The organism is Gilliamella sp. B3127 (genome assembly GCF_026536935.1).
Lineage (GTDB): Bacteria > Pseudomonadota > Gammaproteobacteria > Enterobacterales > Orbaceae > Gilliamella > Gilliamella apicola_E.
This window is the reverse complement of sequence record NZ_JAFNNI010000002.1, coordinates 195671-219823: the sequence shown is the minus strand read 5'-3', so window position 1 is coordinate 219823 and position 24153 is coordinate 195671. Positions and strand designations below refer to the sequence as shown.

Sequence of the window (24153 nt, the reverse complement as noted above, 5' to 3'; positions counted from 1 at the left end):
AAAAGTGTAGCAGTTACTGTTTTTTCTCGCTACGCTTTTTTTATCATAAATCCTAGCGCTTTTTTAATATTTCTGTATAATATTGCCACCCACGTTACAACAGTGTTTTTCCCAACGCTGTTTTCGGTTGTCAGTATTAGTATAACGACTCGAAGGGGTTAGTTAGTTAATAGTTGCAATCAAAAAGTGTAAATAAATCAAATGATTTATTAACGTGAGATTAATTAAAATTTGGATAAATACAAATGAGTACTTTTTCAGCTAAACCAGAAACAGTTAAACGCGACTGGTATGTTGTAGATGCAGCAGGTAAAACGTTAGGTCGTTTAGCTACTGAAATCGCAAGCCGTTTGCGTGGTAAACACAAAGCAGAATATACACCACATGTTGATACAGGTGACTATATTATCGTTATCAATGCAGAAAAAGTTGCTGTAACAGGCAAAAAACGCACTGATAAAATCTATTATCGTCATACTGGTTACATCGGTGGACTTAAAGAAGCGACTTTTAAAGAAATGATTGAACGTCATCCTGAACAAGTCATCGAAATTGCTGTAAAAGGCATGTTACCGAAAGGTCCTCTTGGTCGTGCAATGTACCGTAAACTAAAAGTTTATGCTGGTAGTGAGCACAATCATGCGGCACAACAACCGCAAGTATTAGATATTTAAGGGGATAGAAGATGGCTGATAATCAATATTACGGTACAGGTCGCCGCAAAAGTTCTGCTGCTCGCGTGTTTATTAAACCAGGTAGTGGAAATATCATTATTAACAAACGTTCATTAGAGCAATACTTTGGTCGTGATACTGCTCGTATGGTTGTTATGCAACCTTTAGAGTTAGTTGAAATGACTGACAAACTTGATCTTTACATCACAGTTAAAGGTGGTGGTATTTCAGGTCAAGCGGGTGCGATTCGTCACGGTATTACTCGTGCATTAATGGAATATGATGAAACTTTACGCTCTTCATTACGTCAAGCGGGATTTGTTACTCGTGATGCACGTCAAGTTGAACGTAAAAAAGTGGGTCTACGCAAAGCACGTCGTCGTCCACAATTCAGCAAACGTTAATTGCAACGTTACAAATTTGTTTCGAAACCCAGCCTATGCTGGGTTTTTTTTATCGCTATATAATTCTAAACTAACTGCAGTAATATTTATTTTATTTTTATTAAATTATAATTTATTCAAATAGATAATAATAATCTTTGTTATCTTTCTCTTACTTTATTGAAATTAATAAACGTACAAAAATGATTATTCTTCGAAAAAACAAAAAGAAAATATATTTTTTTTAACAAATTTGTTATTCAATTTGCTAGAATAGTAACCATATTAAAACTTAGTTAAAATTTCGCATATTTGGAGTGAACATGGTTGTTGCTGTTAATAAACGTTCTGTGATGACATTATTTTGTGATACAACTGACATTTACGGCCATCAGATTCGTTTTGTGCTGGCAGAAAAAGGGGTAACAGCTGAGATCGAGTTTGTTACATCAAATACTTTACCTCAAGAATTATTGGATCTTAATCCGTATGGTTCAATCCCTACCTTAATCGATCGTGATCTAACTCTTTATGAAACACATATTGCATTAGAGTATTTAGATGAACGTTTTCCTCACCCGCCATTGATGCCGGTATACCCAATTGTTAGAGCTAATTCCCGCTTAACAATGTATCGCATTAAAAAAGAATGGTATAGCGCCTACGAAACGATCTTAAAAGATCCTGATAGTAGTAAAGCTAAAGAGGCTCGTAAAAACTTACTTGATGACTTAGTTTCTATTTCTGTCATGTTTAAAGAAAAAGATTACTTTATGAGTGATGATTTTACTTTGTGTGATTGCTATTTTGCTCCTTTACTATGGCGTTTACCATTGATTGGTATTGAATTGCCAAAAGTTGCAGAGAAAAACTATCTTTCTTATATGGCACGTGTATTTGAACGACCTGCTTTCATATATTCTTTAACTGAAGATGAAAGAAAGATTAGAGCGTAAAATTTATTTTATCTAATGACAGATTAGCAATTAAACAAGGTAGCCGTTATGGAACTTGATGACATGACTCCTAGACGCCCTTATATATTTAGGGCATTTTATGACTGGATTTTAGATAATGATTTAACTCCTTATGTTGTGGTGAATACGTCTATTGATGGCGTATTAGTTCCACAAGAGTTTGTGAAGGATAATCAGATAGTACTCAATATTGCACCACAATCAGTAGGACAGTATTTGGCCAATAATGATCAAATTGAATTTAATGCTAGATTTTCTGGTGTTCCTCAACATATTGTTGTGCCAATGGCTGCTATTGAAGCTATTTATGCTCGTGAAAACGGAGTAGGGATGGGGTTTGAAGATGAACTACACTACAAAGCATTAAGACAAAGTGCAACTAAGCAATCCGAAAATGTTAAACCTGCTAATCCTTTTAGGGTTGTTAAATAGCTATTCTTAATTATTTTTTTATTATCCTATTTAAAATTTAACTAATAAATAGGATATATTCCTACCTATTGGAATACCCATGCTAAAACTAGCTAACCTAAATCACAAAATTTAAACAAGATTGTTATCTTGTGATGTTTAAAATTAAGAATGAGTTTTATAAAAAAGTGTTTAGTTAATTAATTTATATAATTCCACTTTTTTACTGCTTTTTCTATACACTTTTACCTATAAAGTATTAATTATTTTATCTTGTTTATTTATCATCCCGAATGTCGCTATAGCTTTAATCATATTATAGTTGATGATAGCCTATATTTGTTAGCCTAATCGGTATATCATATGGCAAAATAAATAATGAAAACAGACAAATGAGTAACGAAATTGAATTAAAGTTTCAAATCAATCAAAGTGATATAGAACACTTGCAAAGTTATTTAAATCAATGGGTTTATTGTGATGAAGTAGAATTTTCATCACAAAAAAATTTAACCAATCAACTAAAATTAACTAATACTTATTATGATACCGAAGATCATTTATTGAGACAAAATGGTTGTGGTTTGCGTATTCGAAGTACTGAAGATGGCCAAAATAAGTGTTATGAAATTACCGTGAAATCAAAGGGTAATTCTGTGAGTGGCTTACACGAACGAATTGAAATTAATCGGCCTTTACCTAATGACAAATTAGATTTAAGTGTGCTGCCCAAAGATGCATTACCTGATGGTTTAATCCAGTTAAATCCACTTTTTACGACTAATTTTAAACGTCAAACTTGGTTGATATCATTTGCCAATAGTGAAATAGAAGTTGCTTTAGATATAGGCAGCATTACCTCAAACAGACAATCTAAACCAATACAAGAAGTTGAGCTCGAGATAAAACAGGGTAATAAACAAGATTTGATTAACTTTGCGATTGAATTAAGTCGCTTTAGCTTACATCTGTTTTCTCAGAGTAAGGCTTCGAGAGGATATCGCTTATTTCTCAATGTACCTATAACTCCTAGTGTTTATTCTCCACAAATAGAGCAGGATTTGCCAAGCCTACTAAACTTTTGGCAACAAAATGAAGAATATGCTTTAGAAAATAATGATTTAACTTATTATAAACAGTTACTTATTCAAATAAATGAAATATTAATAAATAAGAATTTTGAAATTGAGCCAGAATTTCAGCAGTGGCAAATGGCAATGCAACGTATTAACTCGATTAAAAATTTTGCTTATAGCGAGGTAAACACAAAATTCAAACTTAGGCTAATTTCAGAAATAAATAAAATATAGGTATAAAAATGAAATTGGAAAGGACTTTTTTTAAATTACCACTATTATTAGTTTTATTTTATTGGTTATTTAATATTTTATATATTGTTGTCTATTTCACTGGATTTGATGATTATTTTTTACTGTCAAATATGACAAGTAATCAACTTATTAAAAATTTAACTAAGCAAGTATTAATCAACTTCTATTACCAAATACCAAGCTCAATTGTTGTATTTGTATTTTCCATAGTATTATTTTATAAATATTCAATTAATCAGGTCAATTCGAGAAATATTACTAATACGTTACTTGTTGCTTTGTTAATTACATCAATGGATATTGCAGGGCGATGGTTTCTTTACAACAGTATTAATTCATGGGTTGAATCTAAAATTAGTTACCTTTTCTTTGATAGCAATTATTCTCTATTCAATGAGCTTATTAATTTTATTAAGATAATAACTATTTATATTTTTGTAACACTATGGACTTATTTTAGTATTAGATTGTTGAATAGAAATTTTATTCATGACAGTAACGAATTAACTCAATCAGAGAGTCAGCGGTTACATCTTGGAGTATTCATTTCGCTTTATAATTGTTATTTTAACAGCCTGTTTTTTCCTATTATTTTGTTTGATGGTGTACATTTCAGTTTCGCAGGTATTATTATTAATATAGTTGGATTAGCTATATTTTTATTAATTACTAATTTAATCGGCTATTTTTTGTTAAGAAAATGTTTTACAGGTGTAACAGAAGTTTTAAACTTAAAAAAGCTTATATTTAGTTCGATAAGTATATTCATCTTCAACTGTATATTGGTTGCAATAATTTTTTGGGTATCAATTTCTCTGTATGAATATTTAAAAGTATATTATAGATTATCCAAAAATTTTTCATTGTGTTATACGTGGGTCATTATAGGAATAGTGTTTATTCTAAGTTCTATAATGGTTAGAATTATGACCAAACTGCTATTTTATTCAGAAAAAAATAGAATCAATATCACACAATAGTACAAGTTGTATATATGTATTGGTAAAGCGATTTATAAATTAGCTTCCAATACATAATCATCTTGAAAACTTACTCAAGATCTATGCCTTTAAAACTCAAATCAAAAACTCCTCATTTCAAAGTAAAGAAACTAACACTTAATCGAAATTTATATTCGACATTTTTTATTGTCAGACAATAAAAGAACATTTAGTTAAATCATTAAATAACCGATATAGACATTAACTATTTTTTTTGATAATTTGTTATTTTAGATAAATTTTATAAATTATAACAATAAGTTAACTTTTGTTGGGTTTGTTAAAATTTAAGTTAATTAATGTAATGATTGGTAAATACCAAATAAATGGAGTTTATGTGTTCAAAAGTAATTTAAATAAAATTGATCTCTTGATCAAATTAACACTGGGTACTTGTCTAGTTACACCTCATTTTGCAAGTGCTTTAACTATTATAGATGCATCTAATATTGGAACTCATACTAATAGTGGTATTGCAGTTTCTTCAACCGATGATATTATTATTCAAAATATAACAGGTGTTCCTGCACCTCATATCAACATTACTGGCAACCAAAGTTACGGTATTAAATCAGGATATAATGGTAAAACTTTAACCATTGATACCGGAACGGATGAATTTGTAATTCAAACTAATGCAACAGGTAATTATAATAAAATAAGTAATATCCATGTTCTTTCAAATGGGAAAGTCAATGCTTTAAGTGACATTCGCCTAAATGTTAAAGATGGTACCGGTATTTATTTTGCTAATAGGGGGAAAGCTGATTTTGATAAAAAGGTAACTATAATAGGGACCGGTACATCAAATGGCAGTTTCATTGGAATTCGAGCTTATAACGGTTCAAATTCATCAAAAACTGAAGGCAACTTCAATGGTGAAGTTAACATACAGTCAGTAGGAAATGGTAGTTATGGTATTTTATCCTTACTGAATAACGCACCAGATTCACTTGGTATAAATCTAAACTTTAACGAAAAAGTAACGATTAATATGAGTGGCACTAATTCGACTGGTGTTGCGTTCCAGGAATATGCTGGTGCTAATCCAAATGCAGACAGTGTTATTAAATTTAATAATGGATTAGATTTAACAACGGCTAATGGAACCGCTGTCTACATGGACCAAAAAGCAGGAAAATTATTCATTAATAGTGGCTCAAATGTTAATAACATTGTTTCAACTAGTTATAACAATTATAACGCAATACAGTCGACTGCTGGTGAAATAACTGTTAATGGTAAATCGAATATTAAGGGTGATATTTATGCAGCCAGTTCAGGACAGATTAATCTTGATTTAACTGATGGCTCGACATTATTAACTTCAATTGATAATACATCTTCATCTGCGAATAAAGGTACTATCAATGTCAAGATAGATGGTAGTCAAAGCCAATGGAATATGACCAATAGCTCATCTGTTGATTCCCTTACGTTAACTAATTATGCCAAAGTAAGTTTTGGTCATGATTATGCGACATCAAATACGATTCTTGATGGTTCAAATAACATGATTTTAAAGGCAAATTCATTATCTGGAAATGGGCTATTTGAATTGCGCACTTCCATCGGTAGTGGTTTTGCTAATGATTTACTTAAAATTACTGGCTCTTCACAAGCAACTGGTAATCACAATATCTCAATTAGAGATGACAATAATGGTTCAGCAACAGTTACAGGTAATGAAAAATTTACTTTAGTTGAAACTGAAGGTGGTGGTGCTAATTTTAATTTGACTTCACCATCAGTTGATATTGGTGCATACCAATTTAATACTCTAACTAAAGTCACTGATGAACGTAATAGTGGTTCAGAAGATTGGGTATTATCAGCTCAAAAGAAAACAGTAAATCCAACTAAGCCTAATTTAACCAATACAGCTCAAAATGCGGCAAATATTCTAAACTCTAGTTACTTGATTAGTTACATTGAAACACAAACTTTAATGCAAAGAATGGGTAAACTTCGTCAAGGCGAAACATCTGATGGTGATGCTTGGGGTCGTATTTATGGTGGTAAATTAAGTTCATTCAACGATAAACGTTTATCGAATTTTGATATGGATTATTATGGCTTACAACTTGGTGTGGATCGAAAAGTTGAAAATACAAATGGTGATATCTATTATGGTATCATGGGTGGTTTAAGCCGAGGAAATATAGATCATCATGTAGGTGATGGAAACACTAAAGGCTACTATGCAGCACTTTACGGCACATACCTAAACCAATCAGGGTTTTATATCGACGGTTTAATTAAATATATGAGAATGTCGAATAAATTTAATACTCGTACCGGTGGGGGTTATTTCGTAAAAGGTGATGGTAATACTAATGGTTTTTCAATAGGGACTGAATTAGGTCAACGATTCTATTTCAATTCATTACCAAATCAAGGTTGGTATTTTGAACCTCAAGCTCAATTAACTTATTCTCATCAAGGAAGTGCAGTCATCAATGCAACCAATGGATTAAGAACTAAATTGGACAGTTATAATTCATTACTCGGTAGAGCAAGTGTTGTCCTAGGCAACAGCTTTACCCAAGATGATAATATAGTTGATGTATACCTAAAAACTGGTTATGTGAAAGAGTTTGATGGTGAAACATCTTATGTCTTTAACCATGTTGCAAAAGAAAAATATGATTTCGGTGGCAATTGGTGGGATAACGGTATTGGTGTAGATGTACAGTTTAACAAACAACACCATATTTATACAGATGTTGTTTATTCATTCGGTAATAAATTTGACCAAAAACAAGTTAACTTAGGTTACCGTTATAGTTTCTAATAATTAGAGACTATCTAATAATTTAAAAAATAGACATTAACTTAAAGTGACGACCCTGCGTAGTCACTTTATTCAATAAACAAGTCTCAACTCGTCTTTCAAATCGTTTTCATTAATTATCAGCTAATCTACTATTGAAATGATATCAATACTCTTTTTTACAATTTGTTTAATAAAAAGATATGTGAAGTTAAAAAGTCATTTATAATAGTTAATTAGGTGATTTTATCAACAAGTTTAAGTGAGTGCTTATTATGTCTCAGCCTATATCGCTAGTTTCACCATTAATTGCAGAGCAAAAACAGAAAATTACATCGCAATTATCACAATGTGATTCAATTGCGGTACAAAATAATCTTGATATTTTGGTACAAAGTGATTTTATTGTTGATGCTTTTTATCGGTTTCCAGATTGGTTGACAGACATTATTAAAAATCCTCCTCAAGCTGATGAAAGAAGTTACTATCAACAATGGTTAAATGAAAAGTTAGCATCGGTATTTGATGAGTTGGAACTAATGAAAACTTTAAGATTATTCAGACGCTACATTTTAGTAAGGCTTGAATGGTCACAATTAACGCAAACAAGTAGCGATGAACAAATTTTATTACAACTTACTGAGCTAGCTGAGGTGATTATTGTCACTGCACGAGATTGGCTATATGAGCTTAGTTGTAAAGAGTGGGGAACCCCTTGTAATATGCAAGGAGAGGCGCAACCTTTACTTATTCTAGGCATGGGGAAACTCGGTGGAGGAGAACTTAATTTTTCATCTGATATTGACCTTATTTTTACTTATCCTGAACATGGGCAAACACAAGGTGGTCGTCGCGAATTAGATAACGCGGTCTTTTTCACACGTTTAGGACAGCGTTTAATTAAAGCTTTAGATCAAATTACTGAAGATGGTTTTGTCTACCGAGTTGACATGCGTTTACGTCCTCTAGGTGATGGTGGTCCACTTGTTTTAAGTTTTTCAGCGATGGAAGACTACTACCAAGAGCAAGGAAGAGACTGGGAACGTTACGCCATGGTAAAAGCGAAAATACTCGGTGATCAACAAGATCCATACACTAAAGAGCTTTACCAAATGTTAAAACCATTTGTATACCGCCGTTATATTGATTTTAGTGTCTTACAATCATTGCGAAACATGAAAGGTATGATTGAACGTGAAGTTCGTCGTCGTGGCCTAACCAACAATATTAAACTTGGTGCAGGAGGTATCCGAGAAATAGAATTCATCGTACAAGTATTTCAACTTATACGGGGTGGACGTGTGATTGGCCTACAAACACGTTCCTTATTAAGTGCTTTACAAGTTATAGAACAAGAATCCCTACTTAATGCTAATGAAGTAGATACTCTACGTGAAAATTACTTCTTTTTACGTCGTTGTGAAAACCTATTGCAGGCTATACATGATGAACAAACACAAACACTACCAGAAGATGAATTAGACCAAATACGTATAGCAATAGGCATGAATTTTAGAAGCTGGAATGAATTTGTATCTGAACTTACAAAAAGAATGCAATTTACTCGGCAAATATTTAATCAACTTATTGGTGATGAATCAACTGAATCAACACAAAATACGAACAACGATCACTATAATGACCTTTGGGTGCTTGATTTACAATTAAGTGATGTTACTTCAGTATTATTGAACTATTCACCTGATGATGCCAAACAGCTTTATCAAATGCTTTGTCAATTTCGTGATGATATCAGTAAACGGACCATTGGTGTTAGAGGGCGTGAAATACTCGATCAGCTAATGCCGAAATTATTAGAATTAATTTGTAATGATAAGCATGCATTAACAATACTATCACGAATTTTACCATTATTAGTCAACATTGTTAGCAGAACAACTTATTTAGAGTTACTGCTTGAATACCCAACGGCATTAAAACAACTAATTCGATTATGTAGTGCTTCACCAATGATTAGTGAGCAACTGGCACATTATCCAATCTTATTAGATGAGCTTATTGATATTCACTCACTTTATCAAACTGTTTCCCCTAATGAATATAAAAGTGAACTTTATCAATACTTACTTCGAATTCAGGTTGATGATGAAGAACAACAACTTGAGGCATTAAGACAATTCAAACAAATGCAACTCCTACATATAGCAGCTGCTGATGTTGAACATGTATTAAATACCATGAAAGTAAGTGATCATTTAACATATGTTGCAGAATCGCTTCTTGATTTTGTTGTTCAAATGGCGTGGAATCAGATGATTGCTCGTTATGGAAAGCCAGCACATCTAACCGATAATCAAAAAGGGTTAGTTATTATTGCTTATGGTAAATTGGGCGGTTGGGAACTGGGATATGGTTCAGATTTAGATCTCGTATTTCTTCATGACTGCCCTGTTGATAGCATAACCGATGGTGACAAACAAATTGATAGTCGCCAATTTTATTTACGACTGGTACAACGAATAATTCACTTATTCAATGTACGTACAAGCTTTGGGATTCTTTATGAAGTTGATGTTCGCTTACGTCCACAGGGTGATGCTGGACTATTAGCTTGTAGTTTGAACGCATTTTATGACTACCAAATGAACGAAGCATGGACTTGGGAACATCAAGCATTAGTTAGAGCAAGAGCCGTTTATGGTGAAATTGATCTTATTAAACGTTTTATCGAAATTAGACATGCTGTTTTATGTAAAAAACGAGAGGAAAGGGTATTAAAAACCGAAGTTCGAGAGATGCGTGAAAAGATGCGGGCACATTTAGGCACAACTAAGCCACATCAATTTAATTTAAAAATAGATGAAGGCGGTATTGGTGATATTGAATTCTTATCACAATATCTGGTACTCAACTATGCACATCAATATCCAAAAATGACTACATGGAGTGACAACGTGCGAATCTTGGAGCGTGCAGCGAACTATCAAATCATGGACAGCCTAGAAGCTCAGCAACTTACTAAAGCTTATATCGATATGCGAAATGAAATTCATCAATTATCGTTACAACTTTTACCAAGCCTTGTTGATGATTCATGTTTCAAATCAGAAAAAGAGATCGTGAATCAAAGCTGGCTAAAATGGCTTAAAGACTAATTAGTTCAAATATACTTATGATTGTTTAATAAAGTTGATTTGATTGAAGTGAAAATTTATGGAGTGTAATACCTAATGGCGACGATCAAAGATATAGCAAAACTTGCTGGCGTATCTCATGGTACTGTCTCAAATGTACTCAATGATCGTGGAAACGTTAGTGTAAAAAAAATCAAATTAGTTGAACAAGCGATTCAACAATTAGGTTATCAAATCAATTTATCTGCCAAAATTTTAAAAGAAGGTTCAAATAAGTCTATTTCGGTTATACTACCAAATATCACTTCCGAACAATATACTAATTTATATGATGGCTTGTTTAGTCAAGCCAACCGACTTGGTTATGAGCTTTCGCTTTATTTAACTTATGACTCTAAAGAACTGGAATTACAATTAATCCAAAAGGTAGCTGTAAAACGGGATCATGCAGTTATCGTTGTTAGTTCATTATCAGATGCTAACTCCTATTACCAAAAAATTAAATTACCAAAAGAAAAAATTATTTTTGTCTATCGAAAGCCTATCTCAGCATTGCAATTCATATCTCTTGATTATGAGAAAGCTGGACGGGATATTGCTAATGAATTAATCAAAAAAACGTATCGAAGGATTGGCTTATTTTGTAATTCAGAGCATCACACTCATACTAAAAACTTGAAAAAAGGTTTACTTAACACGTTCAAAAAGCATCATTATGATGTGACATTGAATAGTATTGCATCTAAACCTTCTAATGGTACCTACAATTTAGCTTTTAGTTTTTTTGAAGATGAACAGGTTAATTATGATGCGCTAATTACCATGGATATGGAGCGAGCACATTTTATTCGTAATGCTAATTATTTTGGAAGTTTAAAATCTTGCCCACCCATTTATACATTAACCAATAACAGTTTTTTTTATGAAGATAACATTTATCAATACCATATGAACTATGGCATATTAAGTGAACAAATTATCAAACTAGTAGAAGGCAAAAAAACAACCAATCTTGATAATAAAGGTTTTTCATTATTGCCTGATTTGAATTCAGAAAATATAACTAAATCTTCAAAAACTATTAACTTTTTAATCTTACCCAGCCCATCAACGCAGGCGGTAAAAAAACTATTACCACATTTCAAAAAGACGAGCGGCATTGATGTAAATTTAATTATAAAACCTTTCGACGAAATATATTATATTCTTAATCAATTTGAACAACATCAGCAAATTGATATTATACGAATTGATATGGCTGGATTACCTTGGTTTGCACCATCGATATTCAAACCTTTATCAGAATTAGATATTAACTTGAATCAACTGTTTGCGAAATATCCACAAGAAATTGTAGAACGCTTTAGCTATGTAGATAATTCTGCTTATGCTATTCCTTTTGATCCTAGTGTTCAAATGCTTTTTTATCGCAAAGACTTATTTAATGATCCATTAATTAAGCGTGCTTATTTTGAAGCATATCGACAACATCTTAATGTTCCTAAAAACTTCAAAGAGTTCGATCAAATTGCGACCTTTTTTAATCAACAGCAAAATACGGAATCCCCAGTAGAGTTCGGTAGTTGTATTACGCTCGGTAATTATGAACTTATCGCATCTGAATTTTTAGTTCGCTATTATTCTCAAGGAGGAAAACTAATTAATGGCAATAAATTTGGTTTAAATACCACAATTGCTATAACTACTTTAAATCATTTGCAATCATACATTAGCGTTGCCAAAAATATACAATCAGCTTGGTGGCAAGAATCAGTAAATTTATTTGAACAAGGCAAGCTAGCTATGTTAATTGTTTATATGAATTTATTTGGCTATATTAATCATCGTAATATATTGCCTTTGGTTGGATACGCTAAAGTACCGGGAAAAAAATCACTATTTGGTGGAGGTTCCCTTGGTATGTCAAAATATAGTCAAAAAAATGAACAAGTAAAAACCTTTTTTAATTGGCTTTACTCCAACGAAATCAGCGAACAAATAGCATTACTTGGTGGAGCAACCGCACAAAACACTATTTTCCAAAATCATCGAATTATAAATAGTTATCCATGGTTACCAGTGGCGCAACAACAATATGCCAATGGCATTCGAGAAAATAGCATGACAGGTAGTGCTATTAATTTAAGACTGATTGAAAATATTATTGGAAAGTATTTAACACAGTGGATAACTAACCAATATAGTTCAAAACAAGTCATAGAGATGATTAATAGTGAGATAGAAAAAAGTATGGCTAATAAATAATTATTAGCCATATTAAAGTAAGAGTAAGAAATTAATCTGATTCTACTTTTTTAGGTGCCATGATGACATCTTTATCTTTAAAGAAATACCAGAAACCTACAGCAACAATTGCAGCAACTACCGCAGGATAGATCCAGAACTCTTGCCATTGTGGACCAGCATTAGGTAATGTCTTCTCTGTAACAACGCGGTTATTGATAAAGCCACATACTGATGCAGCCATAAATACACCAAAGCCATTAGAAACAATAAAACGTAGGCCTTGAGCTTGCGCTTTAATTTCTGGACCTGCTTTCTTATCAACATAGATATCACCAGCAGTAAAGAAGAAGTCCCAACAAATACCTTGTAACAATAGCGTACCAATAATATAGAAGAACATATTACCTTCTGATGTTGCGGCTAGTGATAACATCATGCTACGAATTACCCAACAAATTGCGCCGAATAAAATGATTTTTTTGAAACCAAAACGACCTAATAAGAAAGATAGAAGGAACATAAATAACACTTCTGTAGCGATAGCAATTTGCATCATTGAAGCAGGCTCTAAACCTAATACAGGTAAATATACTGGTAAATAAGCACTATATGCAGTTTTAGTTATCATTAGTACAAAAGTAGACAGCATAAAAATAGTGAAATACTTATCTTTGAAAAGTGATAATGCATCTAAACACATTGCATCACGGATTGAAAATTTCTTATTTCGACTTGTAGGTGGTGTATTAGGTAAAGTAAAACAATAAATCCCATAAACCACAGATGCACCAGAAGCAAGTAAAAAAGAGTTAATGGAGCTTGAAAAACCAGTATAACCAAGAATTAATCCTACAATCATAAAACCAATGGTGCCAAATACACGAATAATTGGGAACCAGCGCACACCATCTATATGCCTAAAACTAACGCTATTAGCTAATGCTGTTGTTGGATAAAATAATAAACCAACGATAAAAATCATGATTAAAAAGCCAGCAATATTGCCACTTTCAACAAAATTAGGAATGATAAATAAAACAACTGCATTGAGAATATGTAATATGCCCATCACTTTTTGTGATGCAATGAACCTATCAGCGATCATTCCAATGAAAAGTGGAGAGATAATAGTTGCGATTCCTAAAACTGAATAAGTCGAACCAACAATTTCTTTCAATCCATAAGCAGCAAGTACTGCCCCAATAACCATATTCCATGCACCTTGCACAAAATATTGTAAAAACATCATTACCAATAAACGTGGTATTTTAAACATATAAAGCTCCGTATTAAATCGTCTTCGTCAAGCCATCATAGGCTACTTCAATATTGTAAGGTTTAAATATTTCAACTAATTCATCATGCATAAAACCACTGCTATGAGAGTGGTGAGACGTGATAAGTTGAGTGTTTGAACTAAAAATACCATCATCCAACATGCGTTTTTGAGTAGCGATAACAGTTTCAATACTCATATGATTATTGGTCTTATCATTTTGTTTATATCCATAAGTACACTCAAAAATAGCCATATCAATTTTTTTGCTACTATCTTTTAGCCATTGCCATGTGAGTTCAGGAAAATAGCCAGAGTCATGTCCGTATAGAAACGTTTTTCCATCTTTCTCAATCAAATAAATAAAGCAAAATTCCCATTTAGCATGATTAGCTAACAAAGCTGTAACGGTATAACCAGCTGAGGTTACAACAGTTTGAAATGGAACTAATAAATTAAATACAAAACGTTCAGGACTATAGCCAGGTACCACATTCAAACAGCCATTTATGGCAATATCGTTTCCATAAACGTAAAGAGGGTGGTCAATATTAAAACCATAATCCACCATACGACTAAATAGATCTCCCACATTGAAATGGTCAGGATGAGTATGAGTAAATAATAAGTCCTTTATTTTAGTAACATCAATGTTTTCTCTCATTGCTTGATAGCTAAATTCTGGAGCAAAATCGATTTGCACAATATCATCAATAAGAATCGAACTTCGAGTTCTTATATTTTTACCTTTTTGAATACGAGATTTTTCACAAATCTGACATTTACAAAAAGGATTTGGGATACCTTCTGATGCAGCAGTACCCAAAAAATGTATTTTCACATTGTTCTCCTGTGTTTATTTATTTTTCATACATCATTATTTTATGAAAATTGGAACGTTTCAATTTTATTTTAATGTCATCGTAACCTCAATAAAAAAGGAATTTTTTTTTGATAATTCGTGAGCTAGATCAAAGTTTATATACAATCGATTATTGTTTTAATATCAGAAAGGATTATCGACGATATAGATTATCGCCGATAAAAAAAAGAAATTAAATTGAAGTTTTTTTTAGTTGGCTTCTTTCCAAAGAATCAGATTTTTATCATCTAGTTCCGATGTATCAAATCCGACCATAGCTGGTAACTCTTCATGATCAAATGCCAAATCACCACCATTAACATCAATATCACCTTTCTTAATACCTTTGAAATCATATAAATTGGTATCACATAAATGAGAAAGAGTAATATTCTGCGTGGCTCTGAACATGGTTTCTATACGACCAGGAAACTTCTTATCCCAATCATTTAACATCTCTTTGATCACTTGACGTTGTAAATTAGGTTGTGAACCACAAAGATTACATGGAATGATAGGGAATTGTTTAATTTCAGCATATTTTGCAATATCCTTTTCTTTGCAGTACGCAAGCGGTCGAATAATAATATGCTCACCTGAATCATTCATTAATTTTGGAGGCATCGCTTTAAGTTTTCCGCCATAAAACATATTTAAAAATAATGTTTCCAAAATATCATCACGATGATGCCCAAGTGCAATTTTTGTCGCGCCGAGCTCAGTTGCTGTGCGATATAAAATACCTCGTCGAAGCCTAGAACAGAGTGAACACGTGGTCTTGCCTTCAGGTATCTTTTCTTTAACAATACCATAGGTATTTTCTTGAACAATTTTATACTCAATACCTAAAGATTCGAGGTACTCAGGTAAAACGTGTTCAGGAAATCCTGGCTGCTTTTGATCTAAATTGACTGCAACTAATTCAAATTGCACTGGTGCACTGATTTTTAAATTAATTAAAATGTCTAGCAATGTATAACTATCTTTACCGCCAGATAGACAGACCATTATACGATCGCCTTCTTCAATCATATTGAAATCAGCGATTGCTTCGCCTGTTAGGCGACGCAATCGTTTATGTAATTTATTTTGATTGTATGTATTCATCACGATTTAATAGATTATTCCGCTCGGCTCATATATCGGCGTTCAGCAATATGAATTTTAACTTTTTCGTGGTTATCAATATATTCAGGTATTTGAATTACAAGGCCTGTAGACAATGTTGCAGGTTTAGTACGTGCGCTTGCCGATGCACCTTTTATACTTGGCGAGGTTTCAATAATTTCAAGTTCAACTGTTTGTGGTAATTCTAATGCGACAACTTCATTTTCAGCCATCAAAACTTGAATTCCATCCATTCCGCCTTCTGGGATAAAAAGAAGTTCTTCTTCAATTTGATCTTTCTTGAAAATAAACGGAGTATAGTCTTCATTATCCATGAATACATATTCATCCCCATCAATATAAGAAAAGCTCACAGGACGTCGAAATAGTTCGATAGTGTCTAAAACATCATCACCCTTAAAACGTTCTTCAACTTTACCTCCAGATTTAACATCGGTAAAACGCATTTTATAAAGTGTACTTGCGCCACGAGCACTAGGGCTTTGTACATCAATTTCTTTTACAAGTAACAACTTACCGTTATAGGTGACTGCATCACCACGTTTAATTTCATTAGCTTTAGCCATAATAGATTCTTCATAATAAATAGAGTTAAAAATTAGCTCGCTATTTTACCCTTAACTTGCTATTGTCACCAATAAAATTTATAAAACAATCTCATCTAATCTCATGACTGAATCATTCCAATGTCGAAGAAACTGTGGGGCATGTTGTATTGCACCGTCGATCTCATCTGCTATGCCTGGTATGCCTAAGGGAAAACCAGCAGGTGTTGCATGTATCCATTTGGATGAAAATTTATTATGCAAATTATTTGGCAAATCAACTAGACCAAAAGTTTGTAGTCACCTAAGGCCATGTTATGAAATGTGTGGAATAAATCGTAGCCAGGCATTAGATTATTTAACGCAATTAGAACAGCTTACAAGCAACTAAGTATTGCTAATATTTAACATATCGGCTGTATTATTAGAATTATTTATCTCGCACATAAATTTTTTTGATACACTTCACGCACTTTAATTAGCTAATGATAAATATTTAAATAAATTAGCTTAAATCAGTTACTAAGCTACATCATATTAGGTGTAGTTAAAATAATTAGTAAATTTAATTAACAAGAAGAAAATTGATATGACGAAAAAATTAAAGCGTGATTTGAAAGCTCGCCATTTAGCAATGATTGCTATTGGTGGCTCAATTGGTACAGGGCTATTTGTCGCTTCTGGTGCAACAGTTGCACAAGCAGGTCCAGGAGGCGCATTACTATCTTATGCTATTATCGGCATAATGGTTTATTTTTTAATGACTAGTCTTGGAGAGCTAGCTGCTTATCTTCCCGTTTCGGGAACCTTTGCAACTTATGGAGCTCGTTATGTAGATGAAGCATTTGGTTTTGCCATTGGTTGGAACTATTGGTATAACTGGGCAATTACTGTTGCTGTTGACTTAGTTGCAGCACAATTAGTTATTTCCTATTGGTTTGATGCTGGTGCCTATAGTTGGTTATGGAGCCTATTGTTCCTAAGCATTATTTTTTGCTTAAACTATATTTCTGTAAAAGGATTTGGTGAAGCAGAATTTTGGTTTTCATTAATCAAAGTGGTCACCGTTATTTTATTTATTGTTGTTGGCTTATTAATGATAATTGGCATTTTAAAAGGTGCTGAAAATGCTGGTTGGCAAAATTGGGAAATAGAGGGGGCTCCATTTGTCGGTGGATTCTCATCAATGATCGGTGTGGCGATGGTTGTTGGATTCTCATTCCAAGGTACTGAGCTAATTGGTATTGCGGCGGGCGAATCTAAAGATCCAGAAAAAAATATACCAAAAGCAATGAAACAAGTTTTTTGGCGAATACTGCTATTTTATATCTTTGCCATCTTAGTAATTAGTTTAATTATTCCATACACTGATCCTAACTTACTTCGTAATGATGAAACGGATATCAGCGTTAGTCCATTTACCTTAGTTTTCCAACATGCAGGACTATTATCCGCAGCGGCTATCATGAATGCGGTAATTTTAACATCGGTTCTTTCTGCTGGTAACTCTGGTTTATATGCTTCAACTCGTATGTTATATGCATTAGCAAAAGAAGGTAAAGCGCCTAAGATTTTCAGTCGATTATCTTCAACAGGCGTGCCTGATATGGCATTATTTGCAACTACATTAGTGGCTATGCTCTGTTTCTTAACGTCGTTATACAAAGATCAAGTGGTCTATTTATGGCTACTAAATATGTCAGGTATGACAGGATTTATTGCATGGCTTGGTATTGCAATTAGCCACTATCGTTTTAGAAAAGGCTACGTCTCACAAGGACGAGATCTCAATAAATTACCTTACCGATCAAGTTGTTTCCCATTTGGTCCTATTTTTGCTTTTGTGCTTTGTTTGATTATTACACTCGGTCAAAATTATGAAGCATTTTTACAAGATACCATTGATTGGAATGGCGTTATAGCAACTTATATAGGTATTCCATTATTTCTTTCAATTTATTTTGGTTATAAGATTGTTAAAAAGACAAAATGGATAAAATACGATCAGATGGATTTTTCTCAAATGGACTAAACAAGTCCCATCTAGATTAGATTGCACTTCCGTCGACATCTGTCGACGGAATTGTATTAAGAAAGAGAAAATAACCAATAAACTGGTTAATAATACAAAAACAACAAGTGCGATAACGATATTAGCGACTACGGAATATGATACGTGCTTTTGAAAGATCGTAAGGTGTCATTTCAACAGTTACTTTATCGCCAGTAAGAATACGAATATAGTTCTTTCTCATCTTTCCAGAAATATGTGCAGTAACAACATGACCGTTTTCAAGTTCAACTCGGAACATCGTATTCGGAAGAGTATCAAGAATAGTACCTTGCATTTCAATGTTATCTTCTTTTGCCATTGGGGCCTCTTAAAATTAAATACAAATTAAATATACTCAAATCAATATTCCGATTTTCTTTATGTTTAATTAGAAAAGCGAATTTATCAACTAAATCACCAATTTTTGGTGTGTGCAAATTCATTGAATATGAGTATAGACACAGAACAGCTATAATCAGATTATCTAAATATAGCGGCAAAATAATGCCGAAAAAACTCACAGATGTAAAGTCATTTCTAACATTTCTTTGAATTATAAATTCCATGTTCATGTATGTAGTGCCAAACTTTGCTCGGTAACAACTTTTCACAGCATTGTTGATTATCGATATTTAGCCTTATTTCTGTCGCTGAAATCGATTCAAGTGGTGTATTAGCAAAATAGATATAACCATTTGGATAATGATGTAACGCTTGGCTATCTTTTGTTTGATGTTGATTAATCCATGCTTGCAAATTGCTATCATCGGTAGTTTGGGGATAACCTGGCCTTTTACAAATAAGCAAATGACAATAATCGAGCAACTTTTGCCACTCTTTCCAAGTGGGTAAATTAAGCAAAGAGTCTTGCCCTATAATAAAAGCCAAGCCTGATAGGGTACCATTTTGTTCACGCCATGCCCTAAGCGTATCAACAGTAAAAGAGGGTTGATTGATTAGCTGTGGTTCTAATTCTCGTGTATCGATGGAAAAAAGCGAATAATCAGATATAGCTAATTTTAACATAGCTAAACGTTGTTCTGTTGTGGCTTCTGGCTGTGGTTTATGAGCAGGGATTCGATTTGGCAATAAACTAATATTATTCAATCCAACCTCTTTGGCTAAGGCTAGAGCAGGGCGCAAATGCCCATAATGGATTGGATCAAAGGTGCCACCAAAGAGTGCTGTTAACAATTATCTAATCCCATAAACTGCATAGTTAAATTCAACAGAGCATCCCAAATAGGTAAATCATTATTATGTTTTAAGCTAATCTCGATTTCAGTTAAAGTGGCCAATAGAGCAAATAGATGCTTGATATCGAATCGACTTAAATAATCACTATACATCTTTCTTTTATTTTGCCAAATTCGATATTCGTCAAAAACTTGGCGCGGGGATTTTTCTGCTAAAGCCAATTTTAAATTGATCAACAAAATCAACTCACGTTGAATAATACGCAATAATATCAATGGCTCGAAATCATTCATTTTAAGCTGGTGTAACACATGCATTGCCCGCTTAGATTTATTGTAAACCATTGCATCAACCCAATGATAAGGCGAGAATATTGCTGAATCATTAATATTTGATTCTACTTGCTCATAATTAATAGTCTGATTAGGGTAAAGTAACTTTAATTGCTCAATAATTTGCGTTAAGGCCAACAAATTACCTTCATAATAATAACTAAGCAATTCAATTCCAGGTTGCTCAATTGTCATTTGCATTTGTTGCAAATAGGTTTTTATCCATGATGGTAATTGTGCTACTTCTGGCGTTGAACAATTCACAACCACTAAATTATCAGACAAGGCCTTATACCATGCTGAATTTTCTTGAGTCTTGGTAATCTTAACTAAGCTGATTATCAACCCGATATCAGGGGTTAACATTTCACATAACGTATTTAATTTTGTAGCAACTGAAACATTAAGCACACCTTCACCAATTTCTAAACAGAGCAGGGTTTTATTAGAAAACAAATTCATTGCCTGACAACTATCATACATTGCAGGCCAATCAGTCTGAGCGTTTATCGTGAAAGAAAGTTGCTCGTCATATCCTGCTTGTTTAAAAGCTTTACGTAACTCAGTTTGCGCATAATGTTGCAAGTAAGGATCACTACCTAAAATTAAATAATAGGGTGATCCTAACTGATGGATGATTTTTTCTGCACTAATTTTTTTCATCGTTAATTAGGTGTATCAACCGATTTTAATTTACGGATGATCTGTTTTGCAGCCTGCTTATACATTTCGTCTTCAATTAGATTTTGCTCGACTGTTTTCGCAAGAGCTGCGGCTGGATTATCAAAGAACGTACGGAAAACACGAACATTAATTGGATGAATTTGTTCACCCGCAATTACTACTTGAGCTTGAATCGTTAGTACTAATTGATATTCTGCTGCTTTACCATCTTGATAAATGGATATGGTGCTTTTACTCAATGAATCACCCACTATTCTGAGTGATGGGTAATTGGCCGGATCATTAATATTAGCCAAAGTTACTTTATTATCGCGTAGCAACTCTTTAATATTTCTCGATAAACGACCATAAGGATCACCACTAACATATGAAAGCGTTTTAAATCGAGCAGGGACTTCAGTTTCATACTGCAAATGAAATCCACATCCCGTTAGGGATATCGCCAAAAACATCAGTAAAGCTAAATATTTTTTCATTGGTATTACCACCTATATCCAAGTTATCCAACAATATTAACTTACAACCAGATTCAATAATTTACCTGGTACATAAATCACTTTGCGAATTGTGGCATCAGCTAAGTATTTTTCAATATTTGGCTCTTGTTTAGCTTGCTCTACAACATAATCTTGCTGAGCATCAGCAGGTACAGTAAATTTACCACGCACTTTACCATTGATTTGCACAACAATTAATTTTTCGTCTTCAATCATAGCTGACTCATCAGCAACTGGCCATGAAGAATTATCAATTGTTTCATTATGACCTAATGCTTGCCACATAACAAAACAAGCGTGTGGCATCATAGGATAAAGTAATCGAACTACTGCATTTAAAGACTCATCCATCAATGCGCGATCTTGATCAGTGTCTTGTGGTGCTTTTTGTAAGCGATTCATAAACTCCATCACCGCAGCAATAGCTGTATTGAAAGTTTGACGACGACCAATATCATCACTCACTTTAGCAATTGTTTTATGTAATTCACGACGTAAAGCTTTCTGATCAGCATTCAATTTAGCGATATCGAGCGCAGCAGTTTTACCAAGTTGAGAATGCTCAAAAACTAAACGCCAAACACGTTTAATAAATCGATTAGCCCCCTCAACACCGGATTCTTGCCATTCAAGCGTCATATCAGCTGGGGATGCGAACATCATAAATAAACGAACAGTATCAGCTCCGTATTTTTCTACCATCTCTTGTGGATCAATACCGTTGTTTTTCGATTTTGACATCTTAGTCATACCAGCATGAACAAGTTCATTGCCTTTACTATCTATTGCTTTAGCAATACGGCCTTTATCATCACGTTCAATGGTCACCTCGGTTGGTGAAACCCAAATACGCTCGTTAGTTGGGCTGGTATAATAAAAAGCATCAGCTAAAACCATACCTTGGCAAAGTAAACGTTTAGCAGGCTCATCTGATTTAACCAAACCGAAATCACGCATCAATTTATGGAAGAATCGGAAATAAAGTAAATGCATAATCGCATGTTCGATACCACCTACATACTGATCAACAGGTAACCAATAATTAGCTGCTTTTTCATCTAACATACCTTTGTCATAATGCGGGCAAGTATAACGAGCATAATACCAAGATGACTCCATAAAGGTATCAAAAGTATCTGTTTCTCGAAGGGCTGGTTGACCATTAACAGTTGTTTTTGCCCACTCGGGATCGGCTTTAATAGGACTGGTTATCCCATTCATTTCAACATTTTCAGGTAAAATGACGGGAATTTGATCTTCAGGTGTTGGGATCGTTGTACCATCTTCAAGCGTCACCATTGGAATCGGCGCCCCCCAATAACGTTGGCGAGAAACACCCCAATCGCGTAAACGATAATTCACTTTACGGTTACCAATACCTAACGCAATAAGTTTATCGGCGATAGCATTGAAAGCTTGATCAAAATCAAGACCATCAAACTCACCTGAATTAAATAATTTACCGTGCTCAGTATAAGCTTGTTCAGAAAGGTCAGGAGCTTGCCCATCTTGATTCAAGATAACTGCTTTAATTGGTAAATTATATTTTGATGCAAATTCATAATCGCGTTCATCGTGACCCGGTACAGCCATCACAGCACCAGTACCATATTCAATTAATACAAAATTAGCGATCCAAACTGGAACCTTATTACCGTTTAATGGATGGATGGCAAAAAATCCAGTCGCCATACCTTTCTTTTCCATTGTAGCCATATCAGCTTCAGCGGTTTTCGTGGTTTTACATTCAGCAATAAACTCAGCAATTTTAGGATTGTTTTGCGCAGCTAATTGAGCAAGAGGATGCTCAGCCGCCACAGATACAAAACTCACACCCATTAACGTATCCGGGCGAGTAGTATAAACACGTAACTTATCGTTATAATTTTCAACAGCAAAGTCAAATTCCACCCCTTCAGAACGACCAATCCAGTTACGTTGCATGGTCTTAACTTGTTCTGGCCAACTCTCAAGAGTATCTAAATCATTCAATAACTCATCGGCATAATCAGTGATTTTAATAAACCATTGTGGAATCTCTTTACGCTCAACCGGAGTATTACAACGCCAACAACAACCTTCAACTACCTGCTCATTAGCTAGAACAGTTTGATCGTTAGGGCACCAGTTAACAGCTGAAGTCTTTTTATAAACTAAACCTTTCTCAAATAATTTAGTAAAAAACCATTGCTCCCATTTATAATACTCAGGACGACAAGTAGTAACCTCACGGTCCCAATCATAACCAAAACCAAGTAATTGCAACTGCTTCTTCATATAAGCAATATTTTCATAAGTCCATTTAGCTGGTGCTGTATTATTTTTAACGGCTGCGCCTTCTGCTGGCAAACCAAATGCATCCCAACCGATTGGCTGTAAAACATTCTTGCCGTTTAAGCGTTGATAACGTGAGATCGTATCACCGATTGTATAATTACGGACATGACCAAGATGCAAACGACCTGAAGGATAAGGAAGCATCGACAAACAATAATACTTCTCTTTAGATGGATCTTCAGTAACGTGGAAAGTTTTCTCTTCTTGCCAATGTTGTTGTACTTTGGCTTCAATTTCATCTGGGCGATATTGTTCTTGCATGACGAATTAATGTCCTATCTATTATTGCTAATAAAAAATAATCTGCTAATTGTATTGGTTATTGGCACGTTTTACAAACGATATATGAA

19 protein-coding genes are annotated in these 24153 nt (G+C 33.7%); 10 read left to right on the top strand and 9 right to left on the bottom strand.

Annotated features, from left to right (window positions below; translation table 11 throughout):
• Positions 1-245: 245 nt before the first annotated feature.
• The 8 genes from rplM (at position 246) to J3U00_RS04085 (ending at position 12910) form a co-directional block, all read left to right on the top strand.
• Positions 246-674 carry a 50S ribosomal protein L13 gene (rplM, locus tag J3U00_RS04120; protein WP_034901369.1) on the top strand — a complete coding sequence of 143 codons (429 nt, stop codon included), beginning with the start codon at positions 246-248 and terminating at the stop codon, positions 672-674.
• A gap of 11 nt (positions 675-685) precedes the next feature.
• A complete protein-coding gene (gene rpsI, locus J3U00_RS04115; RefSeq protein WP_065561853.1) occupies positions 686-1078 on the top strand; it encodes a 30S ribosomal protein S9 in 393 nt (130 codons plus the stop codon).
• Between the two features lie 302 nt (positions 1079-1380).
• Positions 1381-2013 (top strand): glutathione S-transferase N-terminal domain-containing protein, encoded by a 633-nt coding sequence (locus J3U00_RS04110; RefSeq protein ID WP_267331659.1) that lies wholly within the window; start codon positions 1381-1383, stop codon positions 2011-2013.
• A gap of 48 nt (positions 2014-2061) precedes the next feature.
• Entirely contained in the window at positions 2062-2466 is a 405-nt protein-coding gene (locus J3U00_RS04105; protein WP_267331658.1) for a ClpXP protease specificity-enhancing factor, read from the top strand.
• Positions 2467-2837: 371 nt separating this feature from the next.
• Positions 2838-3755 (top strand): inorganic triphosphatase, encoded by a 918-nt coding sequence (locus tag J3U00_RS04100; protein WP_267331657.1) that lies wholly within the window; start codon positions 2838-2840, stop codon positions 3753-3755.
• A gap of 1359 nt (positions 3756-5114) precedes the next feature.
• Entirely contained in the window at positions 5115-7571 is a 2457-nt protein-coding gene (locus J3U00_RS04095; RefSeq protein ID WP_267331656.1) for an autotransporter outer membrane beta-barrel domain-containing protein, read from the top strand.
• Positions 7572-7825: 254 nt separating this feature from the next.
• Positions 7826-10666, top strand: coding sequence for a bifunctional [glutamate--ammonia ligase]-adenylyl-L-tyrosine phosphorylase/[glutamate--ammonia-ligase] adenylyltransferase (gene glnE, locus J3U00_RS04090; RefSeq protein WP_267331655.1), 2841 nt, complete (start codon positions 7826-7828; stop codon positions 10664-10666).
• Between the two features lie 75 nt (positions 10667-10741).
• On the top strand, positions 10742-12910 hold the full coding sequence (locus tag J3U00_RS04085) for an extracellular solute-binding protein (protein WP_267331654.1): 2169 nt from the start codon (positions 10742-10744) through the stop codon (positions 12908-12910).
• Positions 12911-12941: 31 nt separating this feature from the next.
• On the opposite strand, the gene J3U00_RS04080 is transcribed toward J3U00_RS04085, so the two are convergent.
• The 4 genes from J3U00_RS04080 to yeiP form a co-directional block, all read right to left on the bottom strand.
• Positions 12942-14168 carry an MFS transporter gene (locus J3U00_RS04080; protein WP_267331653.1) on the bottom strand — a complete coding sequence of 409 codons (1227 nt, stop codon included), beginning with the start codon at positions 14166-14168 and terminating at the stop codon, positions 12942-12944.
• A gap of 13 nt (positions 14169-14181) precedes the next feature.
• Positions 14182-15009, bottom strand: coding sequence for an MBL fold metallo-hydrolase (locus J3U00_RS04075; protein ID WP_267331652.1), 828 nt, complete (start codon positions 15007-15009; stop codon positions 14182-14184).
• A 231-nt stretch (positions 15010-15240) separates the two neighbouring features.
• A complete protein-coding gene (gene ttcA / locus J3U00_RS04070) occupies positions 15241-16137 on the bottom strand; it encodes a tRNA 2-thiocytidine(32) synthetase TtcA (RefSeq protein ID WP_267331651.1) in 897 nt (298 codons plus the stop codon).
• Positions 16138-16151: 14 nt separating this feature from the next.
• Positions 16152-16724: an elongation factor P-like protein YeiP gene (gene yeiP / locus J3U00_RS04065; protein ID WP_267331650.1), complete on the bottom strand. Its 573-nt coding sequence runs from the start codon at positions 16722-16724 to the stop codon at positions 16152-16154.
• Between the two features lie 103 nt (positions 16725-16827).
• Between yeiP and J3U00_RS04060 the strand changes: the two genes are divergently transcribed.
• Complete coding sequence (locus J3U00_RS04060) at positions 16828-17094, top strand: YkgJ family cysteine cluster protein (protein ID WP_220225864.1); 267 nt, start codon at positions 16828-16830, stop codon at positions 17092-17094.
• 177 nt (positions 17095-17271) lie between these two features.
• Entirely contained in the window at positions 17272-18735 is a 1464-nt protein-coding gene (locus tag J3U00_RS04055; RefSeq protein ID WP_255561404.1) for an amino acid permease, read from the top strand.
• Between the two features lie 121 nt (positions 18736-18856).
• Here J3U00_RS04055 and infA read toward each other — a convergent pair whose 3' ends face one another.
• The 5 genes from infA to leuS all read right to left on the bottom strand — a co-directional run bounded on the left by infA (position 18857) and on the right by leuS (position 24064).
• Positions 18857-19075: a translation initiation factor IF-1 gene (infA, locus tag J3U00_RS04050; protein WP_025315083.1), complete on the bottom strand. Its 219-nt coding sequence runs from the start codon at positions 19073-19075 to the stop codon at positions 18857-18859.
• Positions 19076-19293: 218 nt separating this feature from the next.
• Positions 19294-19950, bottom strand: a complete 657-nt coding sequence (gene nadD / locus J3U00_RS04045) for a nicotinate-nucleotide adenylyltransferase (protein WP_267331649.1) — start codon at positions 19948-19950, stop codon at positions 19294-19296.
• Positions 19944-20948: a DNA polymerase III subunit delta gene (gene holA, locus J3U00_RS04040; protein WP_267331648.1), complete on the bottom strand. Its 1005-nt coding sequence runs from the start codon at positions 20946-20948 to the stop codon at positions 19944-19946. Before holA ends, nadD begins: the two co-directional genes overlap by 7 nt.
• A gap of 2 nt (positions 20949-20950) precedes the next feature.
• Complete coding sequence (gene lptE, locus J3U00_RS04035) at positions 20951-21445, bottom strand: LPS assembly lipoprotein LptE (RefSeq protein ID WP_267331647.1); 495 nt, start codon at positions 21443-21445, stop codon at positions 20951-20953.
• Between the two features lie 36 nt (positions 21446-21481).
• Entirely contained in the window at positions 21482-24064 is a 2583-nt protein-coding gene (gene leuS / locus J3U00_RS04030) for a leucine--tRNA ligase (protein WP_267331646.1), read from the bottom strand.
• Between the last annotated feature and the right edge of the window lie 89 nt (positions 24065-24153).

Coding starts and splice junctions, on each gene's coding strand:
- rplM (WP_034901369.1), top strand. CDS start 246: ATGAGTACTTTTTCAGCTAAACCAGAAACAGTTAAACGCGACTGGTAT.
- rpsI (WP_065561853.1), top strand. CDS start 686: ATGGCTGATAATCAATATTACGGTACAGGTCGCCGCAAAAGTTCTGCT.
- J3U00_RS04110 (WP_267331659.1), top strand. CDS start 1,381: ATGGTTGTTGCTGTTAATAAACGTTCTGTGATGACATTATTTTGTGAT.
- J3U00_RS04105 (WP_267331658.1), top strand. CDS start 2,062: ATGGAACTTGATGACATGACTCCTAGACGCCCTTATATATTTAGGGCA.
- J3U00_RS04100 (WP_267331657.1), top strand. CDS start 2,838: ATGAGTAACGAAATTGAATTAAAGTTTCAAATCAATCAAAGTGATATA.
- glnE (WP_267331655.1), top strand. CDS start 7,826: ATGTCTCAGCCTATATCGCTAGTTTCACCATTAATTGCAGAGCAAAAA.
- J3U00_RS04085 (WP_267331654.1), top strand. CDS start 10,742: ATGGCGACGATCAAAGATATAGCAAAACTTGCTGGCGTATCTCATGGT.
- J3U00_RS04080 (WP_267331653.1), bottom strand. CDS start 14,168: ATGTTTAAAATACCACGTTTATTGGTAATGATGTTTTTACAATATTTT.
- ttcA (WP_267331651.1), bottom strand. CDS start 16,137: ATGAATACATACAATCAAAATAAATTACATAAACGATTGCGTCGCCTA.
- yeiP (WP_267331650.1), bottom strand. CDS start 16,724: ATGGCTAAAGCTAATGAAATTAAACGTGGTGATGCAGTCACCTATAAC.
- J3U00_RS04060 (WP_220225864.1), top strand. CDS start 16,828: ATGACTGAATCATTCCAATGTCGAAGAAACTGTGGGGCATGTTGTATT.
- infA (WP_025315083.1), bottom strand. CDS start 19,075: ATGGCAAAAGAAGATAACATTGAAATGCAAGGTACTATTCTTGATACT.
- holA (WP_267331648.1), bottom strand. CDS start 20,948: ATGAAAAAAATTAGTGCAGAAAAAATCATCCATCAGTTAGGATCACCC.
- lptE (WP_267331647.1), bottom strand. CDS start 21,445: ATGAAAAAATATTTAGCTTTACTGATGTTTTTGGCGATATCCCTAACG.
- leuS (WP_267331646.1), bottom strand. CDS start 24,064: ATGCAAGAACAATATCGCCCAGATGAAATTGAAGCCAAAGTACAACAA.